We start from the raw sequence: 25,745 nt of genomic DNA, 5'->3' as shown, positions 1-25,745 counted from the left end.
AAATATCCCTCTCAGAGGACGCAGAGGAAAAAAGAACGGAACCTCCCAGAGCATTGGCGGTTTTAATATACCGGCTAAGGCTTTACGGCAAAAAAAATGCCATACCGCCATAACCCTTTTTTCAAGGTTTGGTACTGGCAGCGCGCGCCGTACAAATTTTCCGTTTGCGAAACGGTCCTTTTTCCCATCAGTTCACCCAGCTTAGATAAAATAATCGCTGGCCACGAGTATATATAAAGCCGCTTGGATGAAGGCATGACATGCGGGGTCACGTCTCGAAAAGCGATATTTGAAAATCCTGCTTCTACAAGCTTATCTTCAAATTCAGAGGCCATATCCAATTCCTTGACTCCCCATCCATTCAACCATCTTTCCATGCGCGCTCGATCCGCTCCCTCATAGTCGGGCTGCGCAGCAAAGCCATCGGCTAGAATCAAGCGTCCGCCTTTTTTTAATAAACGGAATGCTTCCCGGATAAAAAGCGCTTTATCTTCCACATGGCAGACGCTTTCAATGGCCCATACGACATCAAAAGATTCATTGGGGAAAGTGGTACGCGTATAGTCCATCACGGCAAAAGTAGGAAGCGGTTTGACCTTGGCCTTTTCAGCATTGCGGCGGGCCGATAGCACTTGCTTTTCGCTTAAAGTGATTCCCACAACGTCGCAGCCATAAGTCTGCGCTAAAAAAATAGCACTTCCTCCCACCCCGCAACCGGCATCTAAGACGCGGTCTGTTTTCTTGATGGAGGCCCGCTGCGCCAAGATTTCATTTTCACGCCTTAAGGCCTGCCGCAAGTTCTTGGTTTTCTCATCCCAATAACCAGCATGCATGGCATGGCTATAGTCCAAATCCCATAGCAGACGGTAATCCGCCTCGCATGTATCATAATAGTGAACAATTTGCTCTTTTTTCATATGATTTTCTAAGAGGGTATATGACAACTCATAATAGCTTATTTGAGATGATTTTCTCCTAGAGCTTATCGTCAATTACCAATCGCCGCATTCGAAAAAGGATGAATCCAGGCCATTAGTCGTTTAATATATTCTCTAAAAATAATAAGCCAAGCCTAATTTAGCTCCTTTGCCTCGAATGCCATGCTTTTCTTTGGAAAGGGTAATATTGTACCCAACTCCAAAAGTCAAGGACCAATTTTTATTCAAGCTATAGTCCAATCCCAGCGAATAATTGGGACCGTTTGAATGACTTTTATCGGATATAATGGGGCTGATTTTGGTATGCGTGCGGCTCCACGCATATTGAAACAATCCCACCAATGTCCATTTTTCGGAAAGGGCATAAGAAAACTCCAGTCCTAAAAAAGGACTGATCGAGCGAAAACGCTCTTTTAGGTGAAACAGTCCCAACTCCTCAAAGCTCACCCTTGTGCGAAGATAGCTGAAAGTCACGCCAATACTCGGGAGCAGGCTGAATTTTTTTGTAATAGGTGTATAGTGACCAATCCCAATGCTAAAAGACGCAATATCTCCATGCCCGGTCCCCACAATAAACCCCGGTTTTACACATAGGCCGGCAAGACCGACTAAGATATTGGCATCTCCTTTAAGCGCCTTCATGTAGAGCGTTTCAACTGTCTTACCGGACTCTAAAATATCGACATCCAAAAATGTCGGCCCCAAATCTATTTTACCACGCAATTCAGCCAGCAAGGGACTGCTGATGCAGCAACAGATAAGGAAAAGAAGGGCTTGTCTAAGCAAAATACGCATGATCAATTTCCTATTATTATTGATTTACATTAAATTACCATTTAGCAAGCGGAGGCATCGAGCACAAGATGGCTTCCGTATTGCCGCCTGATTGAAAACCGAACTTTGTCCCTCGGTCATATACTAAATTGAATTCTGCATAATGGCCGCGGTAAAGCAGCTGCTGTTCCCGTTCCTGATTGGTATAAGGCTGATGCAAGCGCTTGCGATAAAGGGGGAGAACGGCCTTGAGAAAGGAGCGGCCAACAGCCATCCACAACTGGTAATCGACATCGAAATCGCCTGTATTGAAATGGTCAAAAAATATTCCGCCTATTCCCCTTTCTTTTTTGCGATGAGGAATATAAAAATAGTCCCTTGCTTGCTGGGAAAAGACAGGATAAAAGTCCGGCCCGAACGGATCCAGGGCTTCTTTGGCTACTTGATGAAAATACTGCGTATCTTCTTCGTAGGGAAATCCCATAGGGGTTAGATCATATCCTCCTCCAAACCAATACTTTCCTTGCGTTTCTATAAAGCGGATATTAAAGTGGGTTGTCGGAGCATGCGGATTGGCCATATGCGTAATCAGACTGACGCCGGTAGCAAAAAAAGGCCCCAGCCCGTCTGCCATGGGAAAAGAAGATCCGCCGACTCCCGACCAGTTGACAGCCGCCTTTTCGAAACGAGAGCCTCGTAAAACAGCCATTTCGCCCCCACCTTCTTGGTGGTGCGTCCATGTCTTTCTTTCAAATGTCTTTCCATCTTCCAATTCCTCGAAAGCTGAAATGATGTCTTCTCGCAAGGACCTTAAAAAATGGATGATTTCTTCGCGCTTAGGATGTGGAGAAAGCATATAAACTCCTCTCTTTTATTCAAGGTAGGAATCGATTGTAAAAACCCATTTGTTTTAGAACCAGAAAAAAAGCATGCCGGCCCCATAGCTTTTAATGATTTTGAAAAATTTGTAGAAAAGATTGGACAGCATTGCCTTTCCTTTTTAAAATCTTCAACCTTCACTTCAAAAAGAGAGGTCCGCATGTCAATCCACAAAGGCTTCTGGGGCTTGGCCATTACACTAGCGCTCAGTTTGATTTTCTCCGTCTATCTCGTCACATCGACGTTGCAAACCATCATTCTTAAACAAGGAAAAATTAGCGTTAAAGGATATGCCGAACGCAAAATTACGTCCGACTATGCAAAATGGGAAGGCAAGCTGAATGCCCGCGCAGATAAGCTGCCGGATGCCTATAAGCAACTCGAGAGTAATTTGGAAAAGGTAAAAACCTATGTTGCGCAACAAGGATTCGACAGCAAGGAATTTTCCATTTCTCCTGTCTATACCTCTTTGAATTATAAGCAAGATGAGAAGGGCTATACCTCAAACATCATTGAAAGCTACCATCTTTCCTATAATTTGACGATCAATTCACATAAAATCGATAGCGTAAAAACCCTCTCAGAGCAGATTGCAGAATTGATGAAAGACGGAATAGAAATTAACTCATACCGCCCCGAGTATTTCTACACAAAATTTGACGAATTGAAAATCGATCTTTTGGGCGAAGCGGCAAGAGATGCTCTAGTGCGCGCCTCTCAATTAGCGGCGAACAGTAAAAGCCAAGTCGGTATTTTGAGATCGGCCACCCAAGGCGTTTTTCAAATCACCCCTCTCTATTCGACAACTGTCTCTGACTATGGCGAAAATGACACATCGACGGTCGAGAAAAGCATTAAAGCAGTCGTCACAATGGAGTACGGAATCTATTAAAGGCTAGAGCTTCTTAGCCTGTCCGGGCGATAGGCATCCGCGTGCAATTTTGCCGTCGATGTATAGCCAGGCCAGGCCTTGCTTCTTAAAGCGGCTCTTTTCCGTAAAGCTCAAATCGGTTTTGTCTTTGCTCAAATGGGCAATAAACGTGACAAAGGCTTCTTCTTCCCCCGGCTGATAGTCGAGTATTTCCAGCTTATCGAAAGATGTTTGAGTAGAGAACGCTTCGATTTGCTTCAACCACTGCTTTCTATTAGAGACAAAATAGGGACTCTCCGGATGAGTCGTGGCGATCAAGTAAGGGGCCAGATGAAGCGCATAAGCCGAATAGCGCGAACGCATAAGCGTTAAAGCATTCTCTGCCAGCTCTCCTCGATGATAGCGTTGACAGCAGCTTTTATAAGGTTTACCGCTGCAGCAAGGACAGGGGCTTGATTTTGATTCATTCATATGAGCCTCTTTATGGATTGACCAATCGATTTGGCTTTGCATTCTAGCGACCTTTTAAGTAATCTTGCGAATAAAATCTTAAATAGTTTTATATTTCATACGCATGATTTTATCTTACCTAGATCCTATTGTTAAAGGCGGCCTTAAATGATTTCTCCTGATTCCCTCTCTCAATGGATGAGAACTGTAGTCGGCATTGCTCAAGAAGGAGGAGAAGTGCTCAAAAAATTTTGGGGGCACTTGCCAGCTATTCAAGAGAAAAATTTTCCGGGAGATCTGGTCACCGAAGCAGATAGGCAATCGGAAGAGCTGATCTTACGCGCTCTTCAGCAAAATTTTCCCGCTTATCCCATTTTGGCCGAAGAATCGGGACTGTCCTCCCAGCTTTCATCCGATTTTATCTGGATTGTTGATCCTTTAGACGGAACAACAAACTATGCCCATCAATATCCCATGGTTGCCATCTCCATCGGTCTGCTTTATCAAGGAGAGCCTATTTTAGGCGTCATTTATAACCCCTTGACAGCCGAGCTTTATACGGCCGCTAAAGGGCTGGGATCTAAACTCAACGGCCGTTCTATTCAAGTCTCCGCCATCCCCTCCTTAAAAGATAGCCTTCTCGCAACAGGCTTTGCTTACGATCGCCGTGAAACCCCTGATAATAATTATGCTGAATTTTGCCATTTCACGCATTTGACGCAAGGTGTGCGGCGGGCAGGCGCTGCCTCATTGGATTTAGCTTATGTCGCCTGCGGAAGACTCGATGGATATTGGGAGCGTGGGTTAAAACCCTGGGATATGGCTGCAGGGATTGTTCTCGTTCGCGAAGCCGGCGGATGGGTCTCCGATTACGACCTAAATCCTGTCAATTTGCAATCCGGACGCATTTTGGCGACCAATCCTCTCTTGCAACAAGCCATAAGCCAAGAATTGCTTGCTTTGCGGAGTAAGAAACCGTCATCGAATTGCTAATTACCTAAAATTTCAATAAATCTAGCCCTATTCGTTTTAAACATTAAATAATAATTGCTATTATATTTGTTTTATTAAATAATATAACTATTATTTTTTAAATAATTAAATACATTATTAATATGACAGCTATTTTACCTGTTTCTTCTCTTACTTCATTAGATTCAATTCCCCTGTATATCGGCCAAGTCTCCTATCAAGGGAGAACTTATCGGATCGAAACTCAAGTCAAAGAACCCGGAACCTGGTGGAGGATCCAGCAATTTACCATTGCCTTTTTTCTAAGTCTTGCCACGTTTGGGATAGGCCTGGCTTTCTCTTCCGTCCGAGCTGCATTGAAAAATAGGTGGGAACAAGCTTTGACTGGCAGATTAATTTCCCGCCATTTAATTGAACAGCCATCTCCTCACCCAATAGAAAGGCCTAATTCAGGAGCTGCTTTAAAAGAAAGCGCTCAGGTAGAATTAGAGCGCCTTTACCAATCCTATACGCAAGAATATGAGCAATCCTGCCAATCCACCACTCTCATAAGTAGTCTCGAAACCTTAAAATCCGATATCGAAAATGATGATTCTCCTCAATCGAACATTCTTTCCGATATGAGCTTAGGTAATCTTTTAAAGCAATTGGATGAGGATTCTAAGGCTATTTTTATTCCCAATCCTCAATTCATAAATCCATACAAAGGTGAGAATTCAAATCCTGATACAGAAGAAGGATTTAATGTATTAAAAAAATATTTATCATCCGCCTTCGCAATTGGAAAAGAATTTGTTGTTTTCCGATTTACAAATAATGTTCATACCATTGTAGGGGCTTTTCGTTCGGATGGCAAATTTAAAATTATTGATTCCCTATTAGATAATACGGTTGATTTAAACCGCTTGACTGATGCTCTCAACCAAGCACAAATTAAAGATGCTGCCGGAAATCCCTTGACTTTCAGAGGAAAATACATCAATACGCACCTTCAAAAAGGCGGGCATGAATGTATACGCTTTGCCACTCTTTATGGCTACCAGATGGCCAAAAGACAGAGTTTTAAAGGATACAAGGAAGTCAATGGCGCTTTAGCAGAGGGCCGTCTGCGCAGTTTTGAAGATATTTTTCGCATTAATGAAGTGCCTTTGATTAAAGATGCCTCCTCCGTCCCTTCTCAAAATTACAAATCCTTTATGCATTCTTGGGCTTATCGCACCCAGGGAATTAAAAAAAATTCTTGGAAAGATCTAACCTTGGCAGATATCAGAAATTACGAAGATGACAACATACGTATACGCTATATTTTTAAATTGACTGCTTCCGAATTTATCTCAGCTTACGGCGTATCTATGAATCGATCTTTAGGAATGGAAGACGGCTCTCTTCCTCATTCTCTGCCCCTTCCCGAGAATTGGAAACAAACCCGCTTAAGCTCTCTCATCCCAGAAGGATCGGAAAAAGTCATCATTGCCGTGGAGCCCAATAAAGATCCCCTTATTTTCCGCTTGTCTAGGGAACAGAAAATGCCAAATATAGGGATAACCTAAAATCTGTTAAATAAATTTTATACCCTCAACGCTTAATATATTTTAGGTTGATAATATTTTCTTTTTCGAATAATTGGAATTATTTGGAAAAGAAAATAAATTTTTAAACCATTAAAACACCACTAAATTTTAAATTAAATTTAATATTGTTTTAATAATATTTTAATCATGGTAATATAAACCCTATTTTATTCTACTTTAAAGGCAATGCCGCAAGATGGCTGTGATGAATAGCGTGAATACCCTTACGCCACTTTCTATAGATCAGGAAAACCGTTTGCAGCGGCATTCCATCCCTCCTGCTTTAAAATCAGCGGCGGCTATTACCTTGTTAGCGCTCAATGTTCTGGCATCGGGCCTTTTGGCCTATTACAGGCCAGGTGAATGGATCCTTACCACGGTCGGCATATCTTTGATCCATTTTTATACTCTTCCGCTTTTTTTCTCACAGGGTAAGGAGTGGATGATTAAGGCTGCTTTAACCGTCTCTTTAGTAAGCTTAGGCTGCCTTGGACTAGGAGGAACATGCGCCGCATCGGCTACATTTGCCAGCCGCTTGCTAGCCTCTATTGGAAATGGCCAAATAGGAGCGGCTCTTTTTCAGACTTTTATATTAACAAGTTTTATTGGTTACGCATTGCCCGTCTGCCGGAGCTTGCTTGAAAAGGCTTATGCGGCGCTGAATCAAGTGTATTGGCATTCTCAGCTAAGACATCTCCACATGCAGCTACAGGCGCTGCCTGATTGGCGGGCTAATTTTGGCCTATCCAATTTATTGCAAGGAAGCCTTCTAACAGCCGCTTTTACGGCTCATCCTTCTATTCAATCCTTCCTCCTTGCCGGCTGCTTGGCTCTTAGGATAAAATTTTCGGCTTATTTGATCGCCATTTGGAGCCTTTCTCCCGCCACAGGCATTGAACGCATCCGGCATTTAATTAATCAATGCTCATCCTTAAATGCGACAGCCTCTTTTTTTCATACATCCCTTCACGAAGAGACGCACAGAGCCCTCTTCAGCTTATTTAAAGACGCCTTAAATGAATTGAACGAAGAAGATACCCTTAAGGCCTTTTTTCTCATTCAAACCAGCCTTCCTCTTTATGTTCCCTCTTGTTTATCTGTAGAGCAGTTTGTTAATCTCTTTCAAGGCCGCTTATTAGCTACAACTAACGCTAAAATTGATCAATTCATCCAAGATATAGAAGGGGAAGCAGGAGCTTTGCAAATCCTCATGCGCGATTTCGAGAGCTTTAAAATGGATATAGAACAGTTCGATCGAGATCTGGATCAATCCAGAGAGGGCCTTTCAGAACGGCTTGATAATTTAAAGATCGAATGGAATAGAATGAAACAAATCGTTGTCCATTTGAGTCAATCCAAGCAGATTTGGAATGATTTTTGTTCAGTATTGAGAAGGGCAAATGAGGAGCTTACGGCCAGTTTCCCGCAATATGGCCATTTGAAAATTCTTCTTGGAGAACAAAACGGTCGAATTGAACAACTGAATGAGGGTTATCTTTCTCTTTTGGGATTGCCGACCGATTCCCATAATATAACGGAACGCTTTCAAAGATTTTCCAATCTTGTTAATCGGGAAAATAATCAGGAAGATTCTACGCCAGCTTGGCTGTTTTTGGGAGCAGAGCGCTGCAATTTTAGAATCTCTGATTATGAAGACATTCAACAATGGTGCGGCATTGAATCCTTGACCCAGCTCGAGGAAAAATTTAACGAGATCGGCTTAGCAACCGAAGAAGACCTTTATGAGAAAGGGATTATCCCTCGAAACGAGCAGGTTTCGACCCAAGAGATTAAAAATAATCTTCGACGTTATATTGAAGAACGCTTGCAAGTCCGCCAAAGCTTAACTAGTCGGCTTTATACGGCAGTCACCCATCTTCCTTCTCTGCAAGTCTTAGCCCAAAAAGTTTCCCGCTTCATATATGTTTTGGTTACATCCGGGCTTATTGCCGTTCCCGTCTTGCTTTATCCCATTCCCACCGCCCTCGGCTTTGCGACAGGAATGGCCTGGTTTGCTTTAAAGCGGTTTGGAGGAGAGGTATTGCAAGAGCGTTTAGAAATCGTTAATGACGGAATGGAGATATTGAATCGCATTAATCTTATTTCCTTAACCTATTCTAACGAAAATCAACGGCGCTTTAGACAAGCCTCTTTTATCAATCAAGTTAGGATCATTCATGCCTATGCTTTAACAACACTGCTGATGTCTTTTGCTCCCCTTTTTAGAATGGGAATAGGTGGATTCCTGCAAGGGCTGGGAATAGCTAATAGTTTATCCGGTTATTTCCGCTAGATTTTCCTCTTTCCATCATTCATTGATTATCAACAGGCTTGCAAACAATTCGCTCGATTCTCCATAGTATCGGCTGTCTTAGGGCTTTGACGCAGTCGAAAGAGCAAAAAAATTCCATACTTAGGTTATATTCAAGATTATTTCTCAGCCAGATTGCAATGCGGATGAATAGGCTGTATTGATTTAATATTGCCCGTCCATCGGCATTGCAACCTGACTGAAAAACGTGAATCTAGGGTATTAGCAATGTGAATACAAGCCCTTCGAGGGTGTATTAAAATGAAATTTTAAAATTATTTATTGTATTTTTTTTACAAAGGATAATCAAAATGAACTTTTTTCGCTCTGCGTTCTTAGGAATGCTATTATTAATCTCCGGTATGCTTTCCGCTCAATCTTTTTCCGATCGCGAATTCAATCAAGACCGCATGATGGCCACTTCTTTTAACATCATGATTTTATCCTCTTTTGAAACAGAAGACCACATCACAGCTTATAGCGATTATGGCACCTTGCAATGGGATGTCGCCTTCCGTCCGAAAGTCATTTCTTGGAAATTAAAGGATAATTATCTATTTGTGTTTTCAAAGTCCCGCTACGCAGAAAAAACCTATCTCACTTGCATTGATCCTCTCACAGGCCTAATCGCCTGGGAACGTCCCTAGACCTTCTAGCTCAGCCGGGTTATCCTCAGCTGGGCTTTTTTTCATACTATTACTTTTTCACTTAGGAGGAAGGGAATGATTTCTCCCTACGCAATTTCTCAAGTTGAATATATTCAATATAAACATGCAATAGAAGATCTGCACGTTGCTTATAAATGCTATAAACATGACGAAACAGAAAGGTTGCAAGAAGAAGAAGGTCGCTTAAAATATTCTCAAACCCATTCGCAAAGCGCTGAAGGATTAATAGCCAAAATTAAACAGTGGATAGCTCATTTTCTCCATTCTTTAACCCGCTTGTTTGCCCCTTCTGGACGCGAAGCCTGGAAGAATTCCTTGATGGATTCTGATCCGTTATTCCTCAAGCAACGCGTGGAAATCATCAACCGCATGCATGTAAAATTGGGGCAAGCCCATTTTGACCAAAACCTGGCATGCAATGCCGTCGCCATCGATTTTTACAACTCTTCACTTAAAACGATCCAAGCATGGAATCGCGTCTTTTTCTCTTCTCGTTCTTCAGAATGGACGATTAGCGCTCCTCGGATCTGCGCCCCTTTCCAATTAATGCCTTTGAGCAATGCAATATCAACGGAAGATGAAAGAGCTTTAAGCCGCTATTTTGAGCTTCTAAATGCCTATCCGGAAAAGCTCAAACGAATGGGTTCTTTAAATGACTACAAACAAGGAACCTATGAGATTGCCTATGATCCAAATGAGATCCGTACCATTCAGCAGCTGACTTATGATCGCTTATATGCCAGGCTAAACTCGCATGAATTAGCTGCAGCATGGAGCCGGCCTGGCGTTGTATGCGAGGACTCTTTTTGGATATGGATTCGCGATGCCGTGATTTCTCCACATGGATTTAAGCATATGTATAATCGCTTGATTTGGAAGAGTCAATTAGATGGCATTGGCGGCGCAGCTGTTATTCCGCTTTTCAGGCTTCCAGATGGACAAATAAGAATTGGTTTGATTCTGGCCTACCGCCATGCGACCAGTTCATGGGAATTCGAGCTGCCGCGAGGCGGATCGAAAAAGGGAGAGACGGCTGAAGAGACGGCCAAAAGAGAACTTCAAGAAGAGGCAGGTTTATTGATCGATCATCCTGAGTTGCTCGGTTCTATAACTCCCGATTCGGGGGTCATGCCTTCGATCGTTCCCATTTTTTCGGGAGAAGTCACTGTCGAGCAAGCCCCTGCCCATGAAGAAACAGAAGCCATCGCAGGCAAATATTTCTTTTCCTTAGACGAAATCGAGCGCGGCTTAGCGGATGGCTATTTGACTGTCGAGCAAAAGGGCGAGAAACAGTCATTTGCCTTGCGCGATCCTTTCCTGGCTTATGCGCTCTTGCTTTACTGCATTAAGCATCCAAGAGTGAATTGATTGGCCTATTTTGATAGACTCTGAGCTTGTGGCTGATTAAACACTGGTTGGCCACAAAGCACAGAGTCCCAAACTAGATTAATTCAAAGGAATGGCATCGAACAGGCTTTGAGCCTTTTCAAATGCCAAATGAGCCTCGTTTACTAAGGCTTGGATATCGTTTGCAGTCAGCGGCAAATCATCCAACTTGTCTTTATAAGATTCTTTGAATGAAAAGGCTTTTTGTTTGGCTTTTTCTATAAGCGCGGAAAAATCATAGAAATGGACAGCATCCGGCCATTTCTGTTCAATGCGTTTTTTTAGGATCATGCCTCCGGATAAATCTCCCAGATAACGCACATAAGCATGGGCAAGAAGAAGAAGGGGATGATGGGTTGCTAAATAATTCAAATGCTTCACATATTCCTGCGCTGCCGGAGAAGGAGAAGCCTTAAGAGCTGCAAAGGTCGCGCTTTGAAGGTCTTGCTGAATAGCGTCCGCTCTTTCAAGCTCTTTAACATATACAGTGGAAAGGTTGGACTCTTTTTTAAGGCTCTTTCTAATCCCTTCTTCTAAAGCGCGATAAACGCTTTCCAAGTCGATCAAATGTTGGTGGTAACATTTTTCATCAAGCGAGCCATCCAGCAATTTTTTCATAAATGGGTGACTTTCAACGGCCGTATGAATGCTCGATGTGGCCTCTTTTAATTGTTTAGAGAAATCGGTTTTTATTGGCATCCGAGATGTACGTCCTCCCAAAAAACTTGAAATAATCCACGCGCCTTTCTCCTTATTGACCAAAGTTCGGATGAGCTTCTGCTCATCTAACGGAGTTGTCGGTTTGCTCTTTCAGTTTTTTTTCTTCCGGAAGCATGTTTTGATTTTCAATCGGAAAGGTTGTATTAGCCGCAATTTGAAGCTCATGCCAAGATCCGCGGTCAAACCAGCCGTAGCTGCCATTCCAAAAATAGTAAAAAGTAATGATTCCCCAAATGGGCAAAATAGTATAGGTCCACAGCAAAAACTTAGGCACCTTGGCATCAAAGGTCGCAATTCCCGGATCACCGTATAGTTCAATTTCTCCGGGAAAATGGGAATCTTGAATTTTGTCCTTACCTTCGTGGGCCATGTATATCCTCCGCTTGCTTAGCCTCTTCTTCTTGCATCATTTGAAACTTTGGCTCTTCGTCCATATCTAGGCGACCTTTTCGCCAAAGATATAAAAAGACAATAAAGGCGCTTCCAACAAAAAAAATGACCAGGGCGGAATGCAGCATATTTCCGTAAACGCCAAAACCGTCAATCACTGCCAAAGCTTTCATTTTAATTTACGCTGTCCTTCTATGATTTCTTTAGTATTAATAGGATCTTTTCCCAACCACCAAGCCTGCGTGGGAGGGGTAATGCGTGTCCCTTTAGTCATCAAATACTGATAAATAGCCTCAAATTGATGGTTCGGAATACCGATTGTGCTTTTGCCCGTGCCTCTTGGATCATTGTCAAAAAAGTGTTGGAAAGCCGGCATGATAGATCCCGCACTGGCCGTACGCGGAGCCCAAAAGTGGGCCTTATGCCAATCACGGCTGGGCCTCTTTACCCCCACCCTCGATATGTCCGGCCCAATGCGGCGCGTTCCAGCAAAAGTAATTTTTTGATAAATATATTCATTGGCCGAAGAAGGGGGAGCTGGAAACGAATCCGAACCGTTTAGGACAACATCCTGGATTAAGGTACGCGTCTGATCGGTATGGCAGTACCAACAGCCTTCTATGGCATAAATATGCTCTCCTAGATAAATCAGCTCTTGCCTAGAATGAAAATTGAGCTCTGGACGCTTCAGGTCGGCAAGGTCCTTAATAGGTTCGCCATTTGGATCATAGCGCCACTTTTGCATGGATCCAAAGCGCACAGGACTAATGCGAAACTCTTGCGGATTTTGCGCATACACAACCCCATAATTTTGATGATAGGGGTGCTTGACGGTCTCGTCCAGGATCACAAAATCTTTATCGACCCAATTTTGCAAAATTCCTCCTGCCGGTTCTAAGGAAAAGGCTTCTTTAAGCTGAGGATCGTACAGCTCTAGAACCTGATAGCTGATTTTTTCAGGTTCTTCCTCATTATTATCTGGCTTCTGGCCATTATTCTTATTGGCTTCCTGCAGTTTCTTGCGCAATTGGTCCGCTTTTTCTTTTGCCTGCCCTTGGGGCTCGCGCAACATCAACAACCGCGAGGTCAGCTTTAGCTGCTCATCATCTGCTCGCGTAATATACTTTTCAAGCTCGGGAGGAGCAATCAGGCGCATGTTTTCCGATTCTTTAAAGGCCAGCAGGGTCAGGTCCTGCTTAAGATGCCGCACATACTGCAAATCGCTTCCCCCAGAAGATGCGCTACTGATGTAAATATTCGGGTCTTCAATCTCATACATCTGCACTTGATAGGGACTGGAAGGGCTTGTCCACGTCGAATCAACGTACCTAGGGGCAACCAAGACAATGATGATCGAAGTGGAGAAAAGCAGGATAATGCCGACAAGTGTCAAAATAGCCGAACGGTCAAGCTTATGGACAAAATGCGTATGAGCAGGCTCATGCTTGGGAGGAGTGGGTTGATTGACTTTTTCTGTCATGTTGCCGCCCTCACTTCTCTTGGAGTATCTGGTTGGGAAGCAGGCTTTAGGACAATTGTATTGAAAATATTCACGGCGAAAAGAATATTGCCAAGCAAGATAATGACGCCCCCAACTCCACGCATGATCCACCAATCTCTCATATCCGCAACCGTTTGCAAGAAGGGTAGCCTGGTCAAATTGTCATGGAACTGGGCATAAGATGCCCCTTCCGCCCAATTCGCCCACATCAAGCCTTGCAAGAATCCTCCTACCCACAGCGAGAATAGAAATAATAGGCTGCCCCACAGGTTAAGCGCAAAGTGCCAATCGGCGAGGGAATTCGACCAAAGGGGCTTTTTAACCATGGCAGGGATAGCTTGATAAATTCCGGCAATGGCAAAAAAGGTAAACGTCCCATAAAGGGAAATATGCGAGTGGCCAATGACCCAGTCCGTTTTAGAAGTGATTTCATTGACATTGCGCAGAGCCATTAAAGGCCCTTGGATGCACGTTATAAGGTAAAAAATATTGCCCATCATCAAAAAACGGATCGGAGCGCTTTGCAAGTATTTTAACCAATCCTTCTGTAGCGTGGCAAACAGATTGTAAACAACCGTCCAAACGGGAATAAAGAGCCAAATCGAAAAGATAATAGCCGTTGTCTGCAGCCACTGTGAGATAGGCCCATGAATCATATGATGGGCTCCGATCCACGCATAAACAAAGGCAATCGACCAAAAACCGATCATCGACAAACGGTGGCTGTAAATGGGCGTATTGGCCAGCTTTGGCAAGAAATAATAAGCTGTCGCCAATCCCATAGGGGTATAAATGAGTCCAACAAGATTGTGCACATAGAACCAGCTGATATTGACGCGCGAAATGCCTTCTGGCACCCAGTTGACGGCAAAGTTTCCAGCCACGACGGTAAAAGTCGTCCAAATCAGCGTTCCCATGCTATACCAAAGAGACACATACAATTTTTCGAATTTGCGGTTGGCGATGGTCATCAAAAAGTTGAAGACAATCATCAACCAGCTGAGGGCAAAAATAAATTTAAGAGGGAACCACGAAATCCAGGTCGGCAGCTCGGCGTATTCCCAGCCAAAATTGGTTCCCCACGGAAACGAATTCACCCCTATCGATAAAGTGATCCACCACAAGATACCGCTAATAACAGCCAATTTGGAGCTCCACAAGGAAACGCCGCAGAGGCGGGGAATAAAGTACAACATCAAACCCACGTCTACTGATAAAAGCCAAAGCAGCGTGACGGTAGCGACATGAACGGGGCGAACCCGGCCAAAATGGACATATTCGCCTGAAAAATAGTCCGGAAAAATAAAGGTGTTAAAGGCAATGAAAACGCCGACGGTCATACCTATGATCATATACACGATCGCAGGGTAGATAAATAACTTAGCGGCTCTATCGTCGTAGGTAACCATGTCTGTCTGACCTTCTTTCTGTTTAGAACAAGCTTCTGTTATACCGAATGAATCGGTAGGCAGTTCTTTGGTTGGAAAAGTAAATTAATTCATGTTTATAAAAGTCTTTGCTTTCCTGCAATGATATTTCATTGATTCTTTGCCGAATGAGGAGCTTGCTCCCGATTCGATTGCCCATCATTTGCCTTTTTAAGCTGACCGGCTTCGTTAGATTTATTCTGCTGCGGTTCGCTTTTTTCTAATTTATTGAATTCTTGCAAAAGGCTCTCTTGCTTGGCAATTGAGCGCAGGGCTTCTTCCGTATCGGCAATCAGCTTCGCCTTCAATTTTTTTATGGACTCTATTTCAGCTTGATTGGTCGCTAATTCCTCTGTTCGCTCTGCAGAGTGGATCTTTCCTTGTAGAACAAGCCTTTGCCTTTCGAGCGCAGCCACCTGATCATTCAGTTCTTGTTCAATTGCCTTGCGGGCCTTGCGGATCTCTTGATCGGTTTTTGGATCATGGGAGAGCGTTAACTTTTGATCGTCACTGGAATAGCGATTGGCATTCAATCGAATTAAACCTAAAAAGCGGTTGACCGTGTCATCGCTGATTCCCTTGGCCGTGATTAAGGCCACGCCCAAGTTGAAGTAGAGTTCGCGCTCGCGCTTTACTTCTGATTTAAGCTCCTGCAACTTTTTATCGCACTCTTGCAGCAGATTGATTTTTCTTTCAATTTCCAAATGCCTTTCATACAGCTTAATGGCCTCTTGCGGGTCAACCTTGCCTTCAGTGATTCGGCGCTCGATCCCAGTCTGCTTCTCTTCTACTTCTTTGCTTTCTAATTCCGCGCTCCTAAGCTGTTTGCTTATGCCAATGCGGGCATCTTCAATAGCCATTTGGTCATTTTCATAAGTTTGGTAAAGCGCTTGCTCCAAGCCATTGCGTTTATCATGCTCTTCACTAAGCGTTCGGATGAACATGACAAGCTGCAGGCGCTGCAATGAATTGGTAAAATCCCCCCACGGCGTCATGGATGTTCCCGGAACGCCATACTTAATCGAGCGCAGTAAGCGCATGTCATCGCGCGATTCAATCCAGTCCAAATTGGTAAGCATGCGAGGCTTGGCATCTTGCATTGCCTGGCCCCTAATTCCGCTTCCATCCGCTTCATTGCCATGGCAAACCGCACAATTTAAAAGAAAAAACTTTTGCCCTTCTTGAATATTGTGGGGGGTATAGTATTTTTTCTTGATGTAATAGCTATATCCTCCCGGCATCTGTTGATTGGGGAGGACATCGAAGACATCTTCCACTTTATTCTCTTGCTGCACGTTTTGCGGAGCAGTTCTGGGATAGACCTCCGGACGGATAGAGGCATAATACCCTTCTCCCGTTGGAAGGAAAGAAATGGCGGAGGCATCCGAAGGCGGCGGATTATTTTCCTCCGGCAGATTCTTCTCCGGAAGGAGCTCTTTTTCTTGAAGAGATTTCCTGCTTTTTTCCGGAAGAGGAATTAGATGCCCTCCTTCGTCTTTCAATTCTTTTAAAACATCGTGCGGCTGATAATGCCATTTCGGAACGCCTTCTAATTCCCTCATGACTTCTCCACCAGGCAGCGAAGAGAAGAGCCAATCGACAAGGTAGCGAATTTCAGCCGCCGTCAGGACCGGCGTCTTTTTCCCGGCTTTTTGAATATCTTGTGGCTTGTCCTGGGCGATTTCTCCCCAAGGCGGCATGGGAGTGCCATGAACGCCGTGCGTAATGGAATAAATGGCCTGTTCTTTGGTCAAGTTGCGTAGGAAGTCCGAATTATGTAGGTTTTTGGGAATGGGATAAATCCATTCAGCAATCACTCCATTGCCCTGCATGGCAATTCCATGGCACTGGGCGCAATGCATGTCATAGGCTTCTTGCGGATTAAATCCCTGCAGAGACCAAATTTGCCTGACCGCATTGCGATTGCGAATGCCCAATTCATCCAGCATATAAGTTAATGCATAAAATTTGGTATCATCAAAAGGCATCACAGGCATGATTGAGCGAGGGACATGTGCGGAAGGATTGCGGAAATGCTCCATCAGCCATTCATCGGTACGATAAATTCCTGACCAGTTTAAATGCGGCCCGATCAGCCTTCCCAGCCCATACACTTGAATGTAGGTCATGAGAACGCGATGAACGCGATCTTGCCAGGCTTGATGCTCAGCTTTCAACTGAGCAATCTTGCTCGGATCGCTTTCTTTTTCAATCAATGTCTCATAGTAGTGGTTTTTGGCACGAGAAGCATAGCGGAAATTGGAATAGAGGGATTCAACTACTTCAGGGTGTTCTTTATTAATCTCTTCCAAAATTCCATTTTGACGGACATTGTCAACAATGTACTTATCTATTTCTGCCGCATGCTTTTCAATCTGATTGACAATTTCAGATCCAGGAAGCTGCTCGTCATAAGTAGTCAAGTGAATGACTTCGGGGAATAACCGCTTGAACCACTCCTGTTGCCGATAGAGCTCTTCATTAAAGTCGGAGGAATCCTTCTCTCCCTTAAAGCCGATATTGGAATCAAATCCCTGCAAGCGATGGCAGCTGGCACAGCCTTGGGTGGCAAAAACCGTCATGGCATAGCGTAAATCATGCATTTTAGCGGGCGGGACTGGCTTTTCCCAATTCATTTTACGTCCAGCTTCCCACGCTTGCAAATAAGCCTGTTGGCTAGTCTGCGATACAGCTCGATTCCCCCCTCTTTGCGCCAATAAGAAGGTCATCAAATCTTCGATCTCCTCATGATCTAGCCGCATATTGGGCATAGTTGAGGTTTTAAGATCGGCCTGCGGCCATACAATCGATTCTTTGATATACCAAGGATAGCTCTCTCCAATACGCGTCAGCTCAGGCCCCACGCCGCCCCTGGCAAACCCGGAAATGCGATGGCAAGCATAGCAAGCCTGCGACATATACAGGTCCTTTCCTCTTTGATAATTGCGTGTCAATTCATCCACATCCGACATTAAAGCCGATAGGACTTTTTGGTCGCCGACAGCGGTTTCAAAAGATTGCGCCGTATCTTGTGCATGCTGGATCAAGTCTTGGTTCAAATCCAGGGCTTCGCCTTTATCAAATAATGTTCCCTTGGCTTGAGGGTCTTTTTGATGCTGTCGCAAAAATGCATCAATAGCCTCCTCCCCCTTTTGATCATAAGCTTGCTCAATGGAGCGAACCAATCCTTCGCTTCCTAAAAGGGCAATTAGATCTTGATTAATGCGCTCGGAGGCCAATTTACGGCGCTTATCTTCATCCGGCTGATTTTTAATTGCCTTTTCCAAATAATTGATCTGCGAACTTACATGTTCGAGAGTAGAAGGCGGCAAGGTATAATCAGTCAGCTTCTCTTTAAGCTCTTTCATTAGTCCTTCATAGCCTTTATCTTGAATGACTTTTTGAAGGCGAAGCAGATCGCTTAATGCTTGCTTATCGCTGTTATAAGCATTCAATAATACCTGCAAGCGTTTTTGACGCTGCTGCGCTAGATCTGAAGTTGAAGTTGCAGCACTTTCTAGCTGGCGTTCGCTGGTCTGATGGCATTGCATACATTTGGCTTGAATCAATGCCCCCACGAATAGAGGCTCTGTCTGAAAGAGCAGTTCATGACCAGGTTTTTCATTAAACACATGAGCAAAACGCGGATCATTTTCAGGATCGGATTCTGTAAATTGCGGAGTGGGCCCACGATATTCTCCCTCATATTGGCCATCAAAAACCGGCCCATGGGCTTTATTTGTTGTCAGCCCTCTTCCATTTCCATTATGGCACGAGGTGCAGCCATATTCCTCGATGGGATGGTATTCAAACGGCCTCGTCTCATGTCCCATTAAAGGATGCATGGCAAGCACTTTGGTCACATCATAGACTTGATCGCCAACATGAGCTGTTTTGAGAGATTCATATTTTTCGGCTTCGGCCAAACGCTTCTTGACCTCTGCTTCTTGCCCTTGGCTTTTCAGCTGCTGGATGACCTTCTCATCTTTAAGTTCGGCAATTTTATCGTCCAGCTTTCGCCAAATATAGTCTTCATTGGCTGTAAGGACCGGCCGGCCTTCGTCATCGCGGACAATATTTCCGTTAAGATCGTAAGCCAGTTTAGTTGGAGAAAAATAAGGAATTTGCAGCGCGACATGGCAGGAGGTGCAGCGGTCAATGACTGGCGGCCCCTTGTTTTCTTTTTCTAGGACAATTTGCTTTACTCCCGTTTTAAAGGGTGGAACCGGCTGCTTGGTATAGGTTGTGCGAAACTCTTCCAAGGCCAAATAGTCATCTTGATAAATGCGGTATTCGGGGAAAATCTCTCGATAAAGAAAAACTCCAAATAAGGCGGTAACCAAGACGCCTGAGGCAATCAGAAAAATTTGATAGAGATCCGCGCGTTGCATGTTTTATATCCTAAACTCTTAATCGCATTTCAATGTCGGGCAAAATTCTCTGTCCAAGGCCATATCCATCCCCAGTTGGCCCCCCTAAAATAAGTTCCAATCACAATTAGAATTCCCTGCCATGTCATAAACAAGGTGTAAAAGAAAATGGCCAAATAACGGCTGCGGTGGAACCAATAGCCTTCTCCGTGGGGATTGCGGTCCAAATAGGGAATGGCCATTAATCCCAAAACGATGAGGGTCGGAATTCCCACGCCGCCCCAAAAAGCATTGTAAGCGACCATTTCTTGCAGCCCCAAGAAATACCAGGGCGCTTTAGAGGGATTAGGGGGCTTACTGGGATTGGCCGGCTCTTCCAAAGGAGCGTCAATAAAAGAAAGGACCAAAACAAGCGCCGTTGTCAACATAAAGACAAGTAATTCAGCTCGTAAAAGATGGGGCCAAGTAAAAACAAAATTATAAGGTCCTTTGTCCACTGTCGGGCAAGTTCCGCGGACAAGCTCCATCAAGCCATAAGTGCGCTTTACGCCGGGAGCAAAGGACTCCTTTGTGTCCGACCGCTGCACCACGCGATAAGGATCGGGACGGAATTTATCCGGCGGACGCGACAGGCCGCCGTCTTTTCGAATGCGCCAAAAATGCACACCGATCAAGGTGCCGGCCAGCAAGGGGAGCACGGCGACATGCAAAACGTAAAAGCGGATCAAGGCATCTTGGCCGACATTGGTCGAGGCCAGCAGCATGACGCGGTTGACATTGTACTCGAATCCCGGCAGGTTCGGCACATAGCCGGCAATATTGGTTCCAACCGTGATCGCCCAAAAGGCAAGCTGGTCCCATGGCAGCAAATAACCGGTAAAAGATAAAATCAGCGTCAAAACCATTAGCATGACGCCGATCACCCAATTAAAACGCCGCGTTCCTTTATACGAGCCTGTATAAAAGACGCGCGACATGTGGAGAAAGACGAACAGCACCATCAAATGCGCACTCCAGCGATGCATATTGCGGTACATCATGGCAAAAGGAGTCGTATCCTGCCAGTCCTTCATGATCTCATACGCCCGATCTTCGGCCGGAATATAATAGAACATTAAAACGACGCCGGTAAAAGTCAGCAGGAGGAATAAACTTGTCGTAATTGTTCCCAATCCCAACGTATAGAAAGGATCGAGCGAATGCTTATGGCATTTAACGGGATGAAAGTGGAGAAAGAAATTCTTAAAAACAATTTCAGAGCGATCCACATCGTTATTGGGGTAATTATGGCGAAAAATGGACCGGACAAAAAGGGAAGGCAGATTCGCCAAATACTCGGCCCAAGATTCTCTTCTTTTTCCTTTAAAGACTGCCATATCAGATCAGACTCCTTCTAAACTTTTATACATTCGGCCTATACCACGCAGCTTCAAAATCAAGAGTGGTCTTGGCTTTATCGACCATTAATTCCCCGGAAGCAGCTTTGAAGACCTGAAAATAAACCAGAGGCAAAGGGGCCGGTCCCCCCGTATTTTTTCCATGGCGATCATAGGTAGAACCATGGCACGGACAGGCATACCCTGTCTCAACCATATTCACCGTACATCCGAGATGCGTGCACACAGCCGTTTGCACGCGGACTTTGCCGGCCTGGGTTTCAATAAAAACTTTTTGTTTGGGATAAAAGACCTTTCCATCGCGGGCCAGCACTTCCTCCGGCCTTCCAATGGAAAATACGCTTGGAGGCACTTTCATGGCATTGGGATAAAGAAAGCCAAGAAGGGAAGCCCCCACCATCTGGCCTGCCCCAATCAGACAAGCGCCAACGCCCATCAAGGCAAGAAAAGAGCGGCGGGAAATCAAAGGGTCTTTATCATTGGGATCAACATTTAATGAATTGCGATATTTAGGCATGATTCCTTCTCATTTTCAGCTATCAGGATTTTCTTCTCGGAATAATTGATATTTAACAGATTCGGGATCTTCGAATTGTCCTTTGCGCGAATAATAAAGATAGACGGCCAACCCCGCTAGCGAAGCAATAATCGAACTGATAATGGTCCAAAACACCATAAATCATCCTATCCAGCGAAATGAGTAGTTCATCACATCCATTGTCACGGCTTGAGTCGGACATTTTTCTGCACATAGCCCGCAACGAATGCAAAGGTCTTCATCTTTAAGCATGGCCGTTCCCATCTGAGCCAAGTCCTCATCAGTCATAGAGGCCGAATCAACTCCATAGAAGTTATCGACGGCCGCACGCAAATTTCCTTCTCCTAGATCCAAATTGAGCTTGCTGATGGGAACCTGCTTAAGGCAATTGCATGGGCAAACATCGACGCAGCCATTGCACTTAATGCATAAAGTACCGTCAAAAACAGGGGAAATATGGCATTGCAAACAACGGTTGGCCTGCTCGTGGGCCTCTTCGTCCGTGTAATTATTCTCCACCATGTTGAGGTTTTTCACGCGCACGTCCGGCGGCTGCATAGACGGCAAAGCCCATTTGGTGCGCAAATAAGTCTTATCCCGCATAGGAGGGATTTCAGTAAATTCTGCCGAAAATTCCTGATAGGGTTTGGTTCCTCTCAGGTCACTATCGATCGAACGGGCCGCTTCTTGGCCATGGCGAATAGCCGTTATAAACAGCGCCGGTCCAAAAGCCGCATCGCCACCCGCGTAAACGCCTTTGACAGAAGTACGTCCCGATTCTCTTTCGGTTTTAATGACCCCTCGCTCTATTTTCAATTCATCTTTTTTATCCCATCCGTCAAATACGCTTAAGTCCATGGCCTGTCCGATTGCCAAGGCAATGGTATCGCAAGGAATAACGTATTGGCTATCGGGGACATATTTGGGCGCAAATCGTCCCGTATGGTCGAAAAGGGAATAAATGGGCTGCACCCGCAATCCACTCACACGTCCTTGTGCATCGCGCTCGACAGCAATCGGACCGACACGGTTGATGATTTTGATGCCCTCTTCTAGGCCATCCTCAATTTCGAACTCATCAGCAGTCTGCTCGTCGCGCGATTCCAAGCAAACCATGGTCACGGTCTTAGCGCCGTTTCTGACAGAAGTGCGCGCAACGTCGAAGGCAACGTTTCCTCCTCCCACAACCACCATGTGCTCGCCAATTTTCCAAGGCTCGTCTGCGCAGCGCACGCGCAAATACTCAATTCCTCGAATGATATCCGGCTCGTCCGCTCCAGGAATGGGAAGATCGCGGGACTTCCATAAGCCAACGCCGATGAAAACGGCATTGTATGTCTGCATCAGCTCGGTCATTGTAATATCGCGGCCGACTTTCATGTCGTAGTAAATTTTAGCGCCCAAATGTTCAATGGCATAGCATTCATTGATGGCAATTTCATTCTTAAGGCGGTAGGTAGGCACGCCATAGACCAGCATGCCACCCGGCATGCGCATCATTTCGTAAACATCGACGGCATAGCCCAAACGCAGCAAGTCATGCGCGCAAGTCAAAGACGCCACTCCAGCTCCAATGCAAGCGACGCGCAGTCCATTCGGCTGTGGATGGGTCGACCCGCGCGCATAGCTGAATTCAAGCGATTTGATGTGGGCTTCTTTGTCTAAGCCAAACCACTCATCCAAATAGCGCTTCTGCGCACGGATAGTCAGCGTTTTGTCCACGCGGTCGCGACGGCACGTCACCTCGCAAGGAGCGCCGCAAATCATGCCGCAGATGGACGCGAAGGGATTGGGGCCGCGCGCAATTTTATAGCCTTCCAATAAATTGCCGGCATGCAAGGCCAACATATAGCCGCGGCCGTCTGTTTTAACAGGACATCCATCCCGGCAATCAATCTGACGGATAAAATAATCGAGATCAGGCACTGTGACGTCATACAACTCCTTGTATGCCTGAATGATTTTTGTCTCTTGTTCGTCCGTCATGCGCCTTATCTCCCGCTCGCTGCCCTGTCCAAGTCAAATGGATAAGTAAGATAAATCCATCAAAAGCCCTATCCAAATTAAAACTTGTTTTTGTTAGCAATCTAGCAAACTAATTTGTTTTTGAAAAAGATTTTATGATTCTTTTCTACAAGAAATCCAATGCATTTATTGAGGAGACAAGTTGATTATATATATCTTTTTTTTTAACTTTACCTTAAGCCATGCATCCACTTTCGCATGGCAATATCTAAAATTCACCTTTATTTTGGATTGATTTGCCTGGAATTTAGCGTGCAAGCCAAGGCAGAACTGTCTCATTAATAAAAACTGCAAAAGGCAATTTAAATTAAAGATTGCAAATCCTTAAATTCCAAATCAATCATTCCAAAGTTCGGGTTAACTAAGGAGGATAAATTAAGATGGCAACTTTAGATCCAACATCTTCTGCCTCTAAACCTGAGACAATCATAGAAATAAGACCGGAGCCGCACAGAAGGAACAATTCCCTTTCCGGGCAAGACTTGACCGTTCGGGATGTGGCCAGGCATTCGATCAATGCAACAAGCGAAGAGCCTTCAAGACACGGGGTATTAAAATCTGCGGTTAGCTTTTTAAAGGCTGTAACCCCCTCTTCTACAACGACGACTGTCATAGGATTTGTGGCGACAGGCGTCATATGGGCGGCTGGACAAGGTTGTTTATCGGCAGGCCAGCAAATGAACAATCCTATTCTCTATGCAGTTGGGACAGGCTTAACAGATCTTGGCCTATTTATTGTAACGGGAGGCAGCGCTGTAGTGGGAGGCACGATCGCAGGCTCGGTCATCAAACAGGCAATTAAGGAGGAAATTGTTCCTTTGCTTAATGCGCAACAGGAGGCAAGGCTTCCGGTTTGAGTGCCTAAGGAATAAGGATGGCTTGCTTGAACACCAAAAAGCCTCAGAAGGTTTCTTAACACTCATAATCGCCTATATTTGAATTTATTTCCTTTTAAGGGAAAATAACTCGAATCTAAGTCATTAGCGATTTTAGGATGGTTTCTTAGGCTTTTTGGTTTTTGAGGGCATTTACGCTTCGCGAGCTAAATACAGGGACTCGGTTCCCACTTGCAATTGACCAAAGCGAATAGGGTGCTCCACCAATTGAGAGGGATTGACAACCCACTTATTTTCGCGATTTACCTCTTTTTCAATAATTTCAATTAAATGCGGATCTGTCGGATGATTTTGCACACTGACAGAGTGGGTAGCATAGGCTCTGCCAAAGAGGAGGTCTTCTTCAGGATTTTCGCTAAAACGCACGATTTTGCCGTTAAGAGTGATGTAATCGCATTTATAAGCTTCCATTCTTGTTACTAAATTGATCATTCTTTTGCATCTTATTCCTGCAATTCCTTCACGCGTGCGATCATAAAGAGGCGTTCCATCCATAAAATGATGCACTTTTTCGGCAACAAAAAGGGCCGGATGGGTTTGATCCAAATTATTGGCAAGATTCAGGATTGCAAGCTTGTACTCTAACCGTCGGTTATAAGCGGCATACAAATAGCGACATAAAAAATCTACTATTTTTTCAAATGCATTAAGCGCCATATGATTGATTTTTTTATCAATCAAGCGTTCAAAAAAAGGACGCAATGGCTCTACAACAGAGATAGCCATAATCGGCTCGGGAGAGCAACCACTTTGAATTGGATGAACCATAAAACCTCAACGCTATTAACCTGAGTGTAGAGTTTTTTTGCCCTTTGGACTGACGTGAAAGCTTTTGCCATTTGTTCATTTCCGCGGCTTTGGTTCAATCGAAAGGGCAAAAAAATTCCACACTCAGGTTATTTATTATTACTTATTTGTCTTCAAAAGAATTAACAGATAAATTTAAAGATCAAATAAAGGGTAATCATTTTACTAAGGGAAACGTTTATGTCCTCCTCCTTACAAGAACTCGTCAATCTATTGAATGAAATTGGCATGCTCGCCCATGTTCCCCGTTCCGGCTTTGCCTTCTTAGGATCGGGAGAGCAATCTGTTGCTGAGCACAGCTTTCGGGTTGCCCTTATCGCTTATGCGCTGGCTCATCTGTCTTCCGAGCCGGTCGATCGCTACAAACTCATCATGTTATGCCTAGTCCACGATTTGCCGGAATCACGCATTGGCGATCTCAATTACGTTCAAAAGAAATACGTCACAGCCCATTTAAACAAAGCCTTAGAAGATTTAAGCAAGGGATCCGACCTGGGCCCTGAAATTGTCAGTTGGATCGAGGATTATGAGCAAGAAGAAAGCCTTGAAGCGCGCCTGGCCCATGACGCCGATCAGATTGAGCTTTTACTTGTCCTCAAGCGAGAGCAAGAATTGGGAAATGCCCGTGCGCATGACTGGTTTCAAAATGGCCTTAAGCGCATTAAGACGAAGGAGGGAAAACAGCTGGCAGAGGCCATTCAAGAAACAGCTTCGGACCATTGGTGGATGGGCGATCGCGAGGACCCACATTGGATTGATGGCGGTAAAGGAAAAAAGCCTTCTTCCTAGAAGCTGTCCAAAAACCCATAATAACCTATATCACGCCGACTTCTAGAGACAACTCGGATTCAAGC

At 44.6% G+C, this 25,745-nt stretch carries 23 protein-coding genes; 8 read left to right on the top strand and 15 right to left on the bottom strand.

The window, feature by feature from the left end:
* Positions 1-74: 74 nt before the first annotated feature.
* The 3 genes from BN3769_RS03590 to hemF all read right to left on the bottom strand — a co-directional run bounded on the left by BN3769_RS03590 (position 75) and on the right by hemF (position 2,568).
* Complete coding sequence (locus tag BN3769_RS03590) at positions 75-917, bottom strand: SAM-dependent methyltransferase (protein WP_068467662.1); 843 nt, start codon at positions 915-917, stop codon at positions 75-77.
* A gap of 135 nt (positions 918-1,052) precedes the next feature.
* Complete coding sequence (locus BN3769_RS03585; RefSeq protein ID WP_068467660.1) at positions 1,053-1,733, bottom strand: outer membrane beta-barrel protein; 681 nt, start codon at positions 1,731-1,733, stop codon at positions 1,053-1,055.
* Between the two features lie 34 nt (positions 1,734-1,767).
* Entirely contained in the window at positions 1,768-2,568 is an 801-nt protein-coding gene (gene hemF, locus BN3769_RS03580) for an oxygen-dependent coproporphyrinogen oxidase (protein ID WP_068467659.1), read from the bottom strand.
* A 183-nt stretch (positions 2,569-2,751) separates the two neighbouring features.
* On the opposite strand from hemF, the gene BN3769_RS03575 reads away from it, so the two are divergent.
* Complete coding sequence (locus BN3769_RS03575) at positions 2,752-3,483, top strand: SIMPL domain-containing protein (RefSeq protein WP_068467657.1); 732 nt, start codon at positions 2,752-2,754, stop codon at positions 3,481-3,483.
* Positions 3,484-3,486: 3 nt separating this feature from the next.
* Here BN3769_RS03575 and BN3769_RS03570 read toward each other — a convergent pair whose 3' ends face one another.
* The gene (locus BN3769_RS03570) at positions 3,487-3,933 is read right to left on the bottom strand and encodes a YchJ family protein (protein WP_068467728.1); all 447 of its coding nucleotides are present in this window, start codon (positions 3,931-3,933) and stop codon (positions 3,487-3,489) included.
* 147 nt (positions 3,934-4,080) lie between these two features.
* Here BN3769_RS03570 and BN3769_RS03565 point away from each other — a divergent pair, with 147 nt between their 5' ends.
* The 5 genes from BN3769_RS03565 (at position 4,081) to BN3769_RS03545 (ending at position 10,802) form a co-directional block, all read left to right on the top strand.
* Positions 4,081-4,905, top strand: a complete 825-nt coding sequence (locus BN3769_RS03565) for an inositol monophosphatase family protein (protein WP_068467654.1) — start codon at positions 4,081-4,083, stop codon at positions 4,903-4,905.
* 122 nt (positions 4,906-5,027) lie between these two features.
* Positions 5,028-6,434 carry a hypothetical protein gene (locus BN3769_RS03560; RefSeq protein ID WP_068467652.1) on the top strand — a complete coding sequence of 469 codons (1,407 nt, stop codon included), beginning with the start codon at positions 5,028-5,030 and terminating at the stop codon, positions 6,432-6,434.
* Between the two features lie 226 nt (positions 6,435-6,660).
* Positions 6,661-8,748: a hypothetical protein gene (locus BN3769_RS03555; RefSeq protein ID WP_154017808.1), complete on the top strand. Its 2,088-nt coding sequence runs from the start codon at positions 6,661-6,663 to the stop codon at positions 8,746-8,748.
* A 329-nt stretch (positions 8,749-9,077) separates the two neighbouring features.
* On the top strand, positions 9,078-9,413 hold the full coding sequence (locus BN3769_RS03550) for a hypothetical protein (protein WP_068467649.1): 336 nt from the start codon (positions 9,078-9,080) through the stop codon (positions 9,411-9,413).
* A 75-nt stretch (positions 9,414-9,488) separates the two neighbouring features.
* Positions 9,489-10,802, top strand: a complete 1,314-nt coding sequence (locus tag BN3769_RS03545; RefSeq protein WP_068467647.1) for an NUDIX hydrolase — start codon at positions 9,489-9,491, stop codon at positions 10,800-10,802.
* Between the two features lie 78 nt (positions 10,803-10,880).
* Here the strand turns inward: BN3769_RS03545 and BN3769_RS03540 are convergent, their stop codons facing one another.
* From BN3769_RS03540 to BN3769_RS03500, 10 genes are all read right to left on the bottom strand, one after another.
* On the bottom strand, positions 10,881-11,519 hold the full coding sequence (locus tag BN3769_RS03540; protein ID WP_068467645.1) for a biliverdin-producing heme oxygenase: 639 nt from the start codon (positions 11,517-11,519) through the stop codon (positions 10,881-10,883).
* An 82-nt stretch (positions 11,520-11,601) separates the two neighbouring features.
* Positions 11,602-11,910, bottom strand: a complete 309-nt coding sequence (locus BN3769_RS03535; RefSeq protein WP_068467643.1) for a hypothetical protein — start codon at positions 11,908-11,910, stop codon at positions 11,602-11,604.
* Positions 11,894-12,103 (bottom strand): hypothetical protein, encoded by a 210-nt coding sequence (locus BN3769_RS03530; protein ID WP_068467641.1) that lies wholly within the window; start codon positions 12,101-12,103, stop codon positions 11,894-11,896. The genes BN3769_RS03535 and BN3769_RS03530 overlap by 17 nt, the downstream gene beginning before the upstream one ends.
* A complete protein-coding gene (locus BN3769_RS03525; RefSeq protein WP_068467639.1) occupies positions 12,100-13,410 on the bottom strand; it encodes a cbb3-type cytochrome c oxidase subunit II in 1,311 nt (436 codons plus the stop codon). Before BN3769_RS03525 ends, BN3769_RS03530 begins: the two co-directional genes overlap by 4 nt.
* Positions 13,407-14,840, bottom strand: coding sequence for a cbb3-type cytochrome c oxidase subunit I (locus BN3769_RS03520; protein ID WP_068467638.1), 1,434 nt, complete (start codon positions 14,838-14,840; stop codon positions 13,407-13,409). Before BN3769_RS03520 ends, BN3769_RS03525 begins: the two co-directional genes overlap by 4 nt.
* A gap of 128 nt (positions 14,841-14,968) precedes the next feature.
* Entirely contained in the window at positions 14,969-19,249 is a 4,281-nt protein-coding gene (locus tag BN3769_RS03515; RefSeq protein ID WP_068467636.1) for a c-type cytochrome, read from the bottom strand.
* Between the two features lie 29 nt (positions 19,250-19,278).
* Positions 19,279-20,604 (bottom strand): cytochrome b N-terminal domain-containing protein, encoded by a 1,326-nt coding sequence (locus tag BN3769_RS03510; protein WP_068467634.1) that lies wholly within the window; start codon positions 20,602-20,604, stop codon positions 19,279-19,281.
* 25 nt (positions 20,605-20,629) lie between these two features.
* Positions 20,630-21,142 carry a QcrA and Rieske domain-containing protein gene (locus BN3769_RS03505; RefSeq protein WP_068467631.1) on the bottom strand — a complete coding sequence of 171 codons (513 nt, stop codon included), beginning with the start codon at positions 21,140-21,142 and terminating at the stop codon, positions 20,630-20,632.
* A gap of 15 nt (positions 21,143-21,157) precedes the next feature.
* On the bottom strand, positions 21,158-21,301 hold the full coding sequence (gene ccoS, locus BN3769_RS14660) for a cbb3-type cytochrome oxidase assembly protein CcoS (protein ID WP_228840607.1): 144 nt from the start codon (positions 21,299-21,301) through the stop codon (positions 21,158-21,160).
* A 3-nt stretch (positions 21,302-21,304) separates the two neighbouring features.
* On the bottom strand, positions 21,305-23,149 hold the full coding sequence (locus BN3769_RS03500) for an FAD-dependent oxidoreductase (protein ID WP_068467629.1): 1,845 nt from the start codon (positions 23,147-23,149) through the stop codon (positions 21,305-21,307).
* Positions 23,150-23,568: 419 nt separating this feature from the next.
* Here BN3769_RS03500 and BN3769_RS03495 point away from each other — a divergent pair, with 419 nt between their 5' ends.
* Positions 23,569-24,045 carry a hypothetical protein gene (locus BN3769_RS03495; RefSeq protein WP_068467628.1) on the top strand — a complete coding sequence of 159 codons (477 nt, stop codon included), beginning with the start codon at positions 23,569-23,571 and terminating at the stop codon, positions 24,043-24,045.
* A gap of 171 nt (positions 24,046-24,216) precedes the next feature.
* On the opposite strand, the gene BN3769_RS03490 is transcribed toward BN3769_RS03495, so the two are convergent.
* Positions 24,217-24,852, bottom strand: a complete 636-nt coding sequence (locus tag BN3769_RS03490; protein WP_068467626.1) for a hypothetical protein — start codon at positions 24,850-24,852, stop codon at positions 24,217-24,219.
* Positions 24,853-25,071: 219 nt separating this feature from the next.
* Between BN3769_RS03490 and BN3769_RS03485 the strand changes: the two genes are divergently transcribed.
* Positions 25,072-25,680: an HD domain-containing protein gene (locus BN3769_RS03485; protein ID WP_068467624.1), complete on the top strand. Its 609-nt coding sequence runs from the start codon at positions 25,072-25,074 to the stop codon at positions 25,678-25,680.
* Positions 25,681-25,745: the final 65 nt, after the last annotated feature.

It is taken from the genome of Candidatus Protochlamydia phocaeensis, assembly GCF_001545115.1.
Taxonomy (GTDB): Bacteria; Chlamydiota; Chlamydiia; order Chlamydiales; family Parachlamydiaceae; genus Protochlamydia_A; species Protochlamydia_A phocaeensis.
Note: the sequence above shows the minus strand (reverse complement) of the source record. Positions and strands in the feature narration are given on the sequence as shown.